Source organism: Rhodococcus sp. MurmanLake-1 (assembly GCF_056945715.1).
Map to the genome: position 1 here is coordinate 42314 of NZ_JBWZNF010000022.1, position 7177 is coordinate 49490.

Here is a 7177-nt window from a genome sequence, read left to right on the forward strand (position 1 = left end):
GAACCTGGTATTGAAGGCTGTGTAGCCAGTTCGTGAGGTTAGTCGAGAAGATCCAGCGCGGTAGTGCCTTCTGAACAAGCAAGGTTTTCGATGCTCTCTACCAGGTCCAATTGCCAGGGCTGGGCGGTATCGGTGACCAAGTCGCTCCATGAACGGGCGAAAGGGATCTGGGAGGCTCGGTAGGCGTCGTTGGCGACGGTTCCGGCGAGTGCGCCTGCGCGTAGGAGCGCGGGAATGTTCGCGTGCCGGATGTGCGAGGGATGCACGGCGCGGACATAGTTTCCCGAGACACAGTGCGCGGTGATGTGGGCTGCGACCTTTCCCAGCGAAATAGCTGATACGAGGCTGTGCGCCGCCAGGAGCAATTCGTTTCGTCGGCGCGTGTGTGGAAGTTCCAACCGGGCGGTGCCGGTCTGCTGGTAGAGGTCGAGGTGTACGTAGGTGCGTATCAAGATTTCTGTGATCAGGACGGTCATTGCGGGTAACGCGATACCGTTTCGTACGTTCCATCCGTTGCCTGCACTGAGACCGTTGTAGGCGTGGAGTGCGAAATCGCGCAGTGCTTTACTGTCGCTCTCGTAGAGGAAGGACATACCGGGAATCGGAAGACTCATCGGGGTGATCACGTCCGCGAGGAGATGCTGAGCTAATCGCAGAGCCGCCTCGGACGCGGAATCGACGTCCTGGAACTTGTCTCCGACGACGACCTGGGTGGCGACGCCGGTATGCCATGCGGTGCCGCTGAATTCACCTGCCATGATCTGTTTGATCGCCTCGATCGGCCGCGCGAGATCATGGCCGGCGCTTTTGACGCGATGTGCGCGTCCCCCGAAACCGGGCCCCATGTAATCGATCGGGAGTCGTTTGCCGGCTTTCTCCCACCCACTGACGATGCCGGAGGACTTGAGGAGTGTGAGTCGATCTCGGATGGAGCTGTCGATCGAGGCGTCGAACCAGGTGCACATCATCCCGATGACACCGACGGCCCCGACAGCGACGAGGTCGGAGGTGGACCAGGTGAGACGATGCTTCTGCTGCCACAACTCGAATGCCTGACGTTGCTCCTCGGTCAGTGCCGCGTCGAGATCGACGTCGGTCCAATCGCGTCGTCCGCGAAGGTCGTCGTTGAATGTCGTGAGTTCGTCATAGGTTTGATATCGGGGACCATGTTCGAGCGATACCGCCGGTTCCTGATCGTCGAGAGTTGCCCGGATGAGGTTTTCGATGTCGTCGAGTCGACGTGACTGGGTGTCGAGGTTGCGTTCGATATCGCTGCTCACGCGTCGACCTTTTCGGGTAGGCGGTCGCGGACCAGTTCGAGGGTGGTCTGCGCCCGTTTGGTCTCGATCAGTTCGGCTTCGAGGTCCCTCACCCGAGCTCGCAGTTCGGTGTTTTCGGCGGAGGTGGCTGCTTTTTCCTGCTTGAGAGTGTTGATCGTCTCGACCAGCAGCCCGATGCGGTCGGTCACGTCGTTGAGTCGCTCTTGCAGGCTTTCGACGACGCGCCGCATCTTCTCGTCCCGGTCCGGAGCATCGGCGAGGACCATGTGAGCGACGAGGTCGAGTTTGACGGCCTCACTCGCGATCGCTTGCGAACCCAACGGGCTGTAGCGCACGCCGGCGGCAGCGACACCGGCGCCGGCGAGCCCACCGACTCCGGTCAGCAGAAGTGTCCCGCCTGCTACGCCGAAGCCGCCGGCCGCGAGGGATCCTCCGCCGAGCATCGCCATACCTGCCGAGACCGCGGCAGCGCCGGTCAGGCCCATCGTGCCGCCGATGCTGCACCGATCGGTGCAGCCGCCCACCCGGCCGTGAGAGCGCCGGCACCGACTCCGATGACGGAGACTGCGGCGACCCTGCCCCATTTGATCGACTTGCGCCGCAACGCTTTCATCAACCCTTCGAACTCTGTGGTCATCGCGTCGAGATCAGTCTTGTGTAGAGCGGTGAGATCGTCGGCAGCAGTGCGGAGTTCGGTCTTACGTACTCCGGAGCACCATGTCGTTCCGTCTGACCACGGGCTGAACGTGATCAGCTCGGCGAGGATGACGACAGAGGTGGACCGGCGGCCTACCTTGCCCGCGAGGGTGGATCCCTGTTTGGTCAGAGCGTTGAGCTGGTCGAGGAAAGGACTGTGTTCGATGGCGGCCAGTTCTTGCGCGAGGGACTCCGTTGTTGCATCTGAGGTGAGAATTTCCTGGATCGAGGTGGCGACGAAACTGTGCAATCGATCCCGTTTCTTGGTGCGGGCGTCGCCTTCTTTACGTTCGTGTTCCCAGTCCAGGCGGAGCATTCGCGCTTGCAGAGTGCGTAGCGTGAACATCTCCTCAGAGGTCAAACGAAGTTCTCGGGCGAGCTGGTCTGCGGAGTCATCGGTCACGGGTTTTCCTCTGCAAGAGTGGAAGTGGGATGCACGAGCGCCGGAACAGTCGATATCCAAACCGGGCAATTGGTGTTCGATTCGAGTTCGGCCGGTCTTGACTCAAAAGCGAATTGAGGGATCGTAATCCTAACTCCGACATAAGCCTTCCGGCGCTTGAGCGCTGAAAGTCTTTGGGACACTTGGTCTGTGGAGACGCTACAGGCCGGTTTGATCGACGCCGTACTGCGCTTGGGCGCTGGTGTACCCCTCGAATATCAGCTGGTCGATCAATCCTTGACGGGAGAATGCGGTGTAGTCGAGGTAGTCCTGCGCGGCCTTCGCTGCTTGCATATTCCAATCGGGCGCAACGTAATCGACTGCGAACGTGGCGTCATCGGTCGAGTAGTTCTCGAACTCGAGTTGTTCGATCAGTCCTTGGCGTGAAAAGGCGGTGTAGGCCAGATAGTCTTTCGCTGCGCGCACCGCGTTCTGTTGCCCAGCTGTGATTCGAGGCTCCGTCTTTGCCGGCGTGGTGGCCTTCGGAAGTGGGGCTGGAGGGGTTGACACCACGACGGGTTTCGTTGTCGGGGTGACGGGTTGGGCCCCAGGATAGAGATTGAACTCCTCGGTGGCACGCTGGATTGTAGGCGTCTGGTCGGCGCAGAGGATCGGAATCATTTCTTTGATGCGGCTGATCCGATGCGCGGTGGCGGAGTCGAGATTCTGGGGCCGAGTGATTGCCTCCGCGAGGATACGCACCGGGTCCTCGCTGGTGCGCAGCGTTTCACAGAATTTCGTGTCTTCATCAAAGGCGCCGGCAGGATTCTGGATTTTCCCTGCTGCCATGCGTGCGTCGTACTGCCCGCGAAGTGTCTGCGGTGCTGTCGTTGCTCGTGTCGTCGTTTGACCGGTAGCCGGTGTCCAGTCAACGTCCCGGGTTTCGATGCCATTGTCACCGAGGTAGGCCAGGCAGGTGAAGTCCCGCTTGACCGTTGTCCCGTCCGATGCGAAGCCCTCGACTCCGGCTGTTATGCGGTATCCGTCGTCGAGTGCTTCGGCGCTGGGTGCAGTGATGGTGGACTTGGTGAATGTTGCCGCGTATTTGTCAGCTTGGTCTAGACATGCTGAGGTCGCTGCTTCTGCAGTGACCTGCGGCGATTCGGATTCGGTCGAGCATCCGCCGATGAGCAGGGCGACTGAGAGAGCCACTGTGGCGGCGAATGTCCGTTTCATATAGTAATTACTATCAGGTTGCTCAGAACATCCATACCGCGTGGTCCGGATTTTTCGCCGGGTCTGTCTGCGTGCAGAGCCACGGCACTAGCGGTGCGCGTGGATGTGAGGGACGGCCTTCCCGGCGTTATACGCCCCAGGGTCTCTGCTTCTGCTTCCGACGTTTCATCCTGGACTGCTGAGCGAAGGAGGCTCTCGGACAGCGGGCCACGTCGCCGAGTACACAAGAGCGGCAGTCTGACGTGATGTGTGGTGAGAGGTTAGGGCGCGGCTTCCGTCAACTGTTCCTCGTCGGCGAGCACCGCTTCGAGTCTCGTTTTTTGTTTGTTGGTGCGCAACGTCTCGCGGTCAGCAGAACTCGTTTGATGCCTTACGGCGAGTCACCGCTACGGCCGTGGTGCCCGAGGGTGATCTGCCGAATCCGTTGCTGGCAAACGGTGAGTTGCTTCGCATTCAATGAATCCCAAGCGAAGATCTCGTTCAGGCTACCGTTACATGCCAGTGTATTATCAAAAGTATTGCAGTCCAACTGCTTCCGGGTTCAACAAAGGTAGCGAGCGACACGGGCACTCACTCGGCAGCGAGGCATACCGCAACCGTATCTGTGACTACATCAAGGGGTGAAGCACAAGCCACCCCGAAGCGGACACACTGATGGCCACCGTCCAAACAGCATTTACTCGATTTCCTATGCTGGACAAGCTCGCAAAAATGGGCGTGACTGGGCCCCGACCGCGGGTTCACTGATTATGCGAGTTGCAATTCCTGATCGAACTCGGCCTCTAACCATTGCGCACGGAATGCTTCAGGTGTTCTGAATCCGAGCGATCCGTGTGGTCGATAACTGTTGTACTCGATTCTCCAATCGTCGGCAAGAACCTGAACCTCGGTCAGCGAATGGAACACCTCGCAATTGAGGAATTCGTCCCCGAAACGGCCGTTGAATGACTCGCAGATCCCGTTCTGCCACGGCGACCCCGGGTCGATGAACGAGGCATCCACTCCGGCGAACCGACACCAATCGCGCATCGCGTGCGCCGTCATTTCGGTACCGTTGTCCATCCGAATATGGGCGGGCCTTCGCCCAGTACGGGCAATAATCCGATCCAACTCCTGAGTCATCCGATCCGAGGTGCACGACCGAAATGCCTGTGTGGCAAGAGCCTCCCTCGTGAACTCGTCGACAATATTGAGAAACCGCACCTGCCGGCCGTCCACCGTGACATCAACCTGGAAATCCAGCGCCCACATATGGTCCGGATGCGCGGCTGCCACCCGCTGATTGCGGCCCTCGCCGATGCGGCGCTTCTTCCGCACCCGCAGCGGCCGCTTCAACCCTTCCTCACGCCACAATCGTTGCGTGCGTTTATGATTGGTGACCAAACCGTCGGCGTGGCAGAGGGCGTGCGCTTTGCGCCATCCCCAACGCGGATGCTGGCGAGAGATCTCTCGCAGCTTCTCCCGAAGACCTTCTCGGTCTCGTCGACGCTTCGCCGGCGGCGTTGGACCGACCGAGATTGACCCACCACAGTACATGCTCTGCGTTCGGATATCCCGAACCGTTCCCGCAGTACTTCCACGGCCCTGCGGCGGCGGGCCGGGCTTACCAGTTTCCCCGGTTCAACTCCTTGAGCATGTCAAGGTCCAAGCCTGATCGGCCACTATCTTCTTCAGTCGCGCATTCTCTTTTTCGAGTTCATTGAGGCGTTTGGCGTCGTCGGATTTCATGCCGCCGTACTGGCTCTGTCAGCGATGCCAGGTCGCTTCGGACACTTCGAGGTGTTTGCAGACGTCTTCGATCGTGAACTTCTCGCCGAGGAGCTTTTCGCCTTCTCGGAGTTTGCGGATGATCTGTTCGGGTGTGTGTCGACGGGCCATGTTGTGTTTCGTCCTCCTGCACCCATTTTGGTGCATCAGAACCCTCACAACCACTGGACCTGTTCACGGGGATCCAGTCAGGCGGCATGCAAATTCCGCATTGCGCGAGTCGGAGTTGTACGCGACCAACACATATCTGGTGGTAGGAGAAGCGCTCGATCTAGGACCCGAAACCGCCTAGCTCACGATCAGGGACAACTCCAACTGCTGTTTTCTATCGATGTGCCCTACCGTGAACTATAGTGAATTCGCTGATCGGCACAAGGTCGGAATGCTGGGCATGAGTTCTAGCTACGGTTGATGAATGAATTCTCCGGGCTGGACTGACGAACCGATCACAACCAACAGCGCCGATAAGTTGAGTCGCGAGGGCTATGCCAAGCGCGTGGCGCAACTTGTTGCAACGGCACACACTTGGAAATCGAGTACGGTGTTTGGGCTGACCGGTCCGTGGGGGAGTGGTAAGACATCACTCGTCAGTCTCATCCAAAACGCGCTAGACGACGACAATGACTTCGACTACTCCGTCGTTTGGTTCACGCCGTGGGCCACTCACGACGTAAGTGGGTTGCTCAGTGAGTTCTATTCGGCGCTGACGAGGGCGTTACCAAAGAAAAGACGCGACACCGCTCGCCGGGCATTTTCTACCTTATTGCGAATATCAGCCCCCGCGGCCGCTGTGATTCCCTTCGGGGGAGGTGTAGCGGCTGAAGCTGCCGAGTCTGCAGCTGATGCTCTAGTTGCCCAAAAACCTTGGGAGGAGGCGTTCCGCGAAGCTGCGAAACAGATCCGCGACAGCGGAAAGCAGGTGCTTGTGGTGGTTGATGACGTCGACCGTCTCCAGGGCAATGAGTTATTGACCGTCCTGAAGGTGGTGCGACTACTCGGCCGGTTCCCCGGAGTTCAGTATCTCCTAGCTTACGATCACAACTCGCTGATGCATACACTCACCAACGCGGGCGCAGCACAAGACCCCGCGGCGGCCCGTCGCTACATCGAGAAGATGATCCAGTACCCGATCGCAGTCCCAGCGCTTCTCGGCGCGCAGATCGACACTCTGCTGAATGAACAACTCGAGGCGGTTATCGAGCGCCGTCGCCCTGGACTTCAGACGTCTCTGGACAGCGTCCGCCAGTTGGCCCCCACGATGCGAGCCATGTTAACGACACCGCGCGCCATCAACCGCTACGGTGCGCAGTTGGACTACGAACTGAGCATGCACCTAGATGGCGAGACCCACATCGAGGACGTGATCATCCTCGCGCTGCTACGTACATCGCTCCCTGAGCTCCATAATCAGCTGCCCCACTTCCAGTACGAACTTGTGACGGGCAATACCCACGAGCGCACACACGCCAGTTCAACTAGCTCTCGCGATGAGAAATTCTCCACCGACCGTCTCCTCGACGGTCTTGACGTCGCGGATAAAAAGCATGCGCTGAAAATGCTTCACATGCTGTTCCCCAAGCTTCGCGATAGCCCGTCGATATCAAGGAGGCAAGGGGTTGCACAAGCAAACTACTTCGGCCGCTATTTCACGATGACCATCCTCGATGCCTACGATATCGCAGACGCTCGTATCGATCGAGCAGTACGCAGAGCTTGCATTGGTGACGGGAACGAGCTAATTGTATGAGGAACGGACGTTGGTGACGCGGTGCCGGCGGTAAGCGGCGGGCGGTCGTCCTCCGCGTGCTGAATGCGG

General features: G+C 59.2%; 5 protein-coding genes and 1 pseudogene. 1 reads left to right on the forward strand and 5 read right to left on the reverse strand.

Translation table 11 applies throughout. The features are described from left to right. Nucleotides 1–38: 38 nt before the first annotated feature. From AC2ETI_RS31145 to AC2ETI_RS31165, 5 genes and pseudogenes are all read right to left on the reverse strand, one after another. Entirely contained in the window at nucleotides 39–1280 is a 1242-nt protein-coding gene (locus AC2ETI_RS31145) for a hypothetical protein (RefSeq protein WP_483634907.1), read from the reverse strand. Continuing rightward, a complete protein-coding gene (locus tag AC2ETI_RS31150) occupies nucleotides 1277–1765 on the reverse strand; it encodes a hypothetical protein (RefSeq protein ID WP_483634908.1) in 489 nt (162 codons plus the stop codon). The genes AC2ETI_RS31145 and AC2ETI_RS31150 overlap by 4 nt, the downstream gene beginning before the upstream one ends. Beyond that, complete coding sequence (locus AC2ETI_RS31155) at nucleotides 1756–2379, reverse strand: hypothetical protein (RefSeq protein WP_483634909.1); 624 nt, start codon at nucleotides 2377–2379, stop codon at nucleotides 1756–1758. The genes AC2ETI_RS31150 and AC2ETI_RS31155 overlap by 10 nt, the downstream gene beginning before the upstream one ends. Before the next feature lie 198 nt (nucleotides 2380–2577). After that, nucleotides 2578–3594 (reverse strand): Ltp family lipoprotein, encoded by a 1017-nt coding sequence (locus tag AC2ETI_RS31160; protein ID WP_483634910.1) that lies wholly within the window; start codon nucleotides 3592–3594, stop codon nucleotides 2578–2580. A gap of 747 nt (nucleotides 3595–4341) precedes the next feature. Then, nucleotides 4342–5472: pseudogene (locus AC2ETI_RS31165) on the reverse strand (IS3 family transposase). A gap of 304 nt (nucleotides 5473–5776) precedes the next feature. On the opposite strand from AC2ETI_RS31165, the gene AC2ETI_RS31170 reads away from it, so the two are divergent. Next, the gene (locus AC2ETI_RS31170; RefSeq protein WP_483634911.1) at nucleotides 5777–7108 is read left to right on the forward strand and encodes a P-loop NTPase fold protein; all 1332 of its coding nucleotides are present in this window, start codon (nucleotides 5777–5779) and stop codon (nucleotides 7106–7108) included. Nucleotides 7109–7177: the final 69 nt, after the last annotated feature.

Coding starts and splice junctions, on each gene's coding strand:
- AC2ETI_RS31150 (WP_483634908.1), bottom strand. CDS start 1,765: ATGGGCCTGACCGGCGCTGCCGCGGTCTCGGCAGGTATGGCGATGCTC.
- AC2ETI_RS31160 (WP_483634910.1), bottom strand. CDS start 3,594: ATGAAACGGACATTCGCCGCCACAGTGGCTCTCTCAGTCGCCCTGCTC.
- AC2ETI_RS31170 (WP_483634911.1), top strand. CDS start 5,777: ATGAATTCTCCGGGCTGGACTGACGAACCGATCACAACCAACAGCGCC.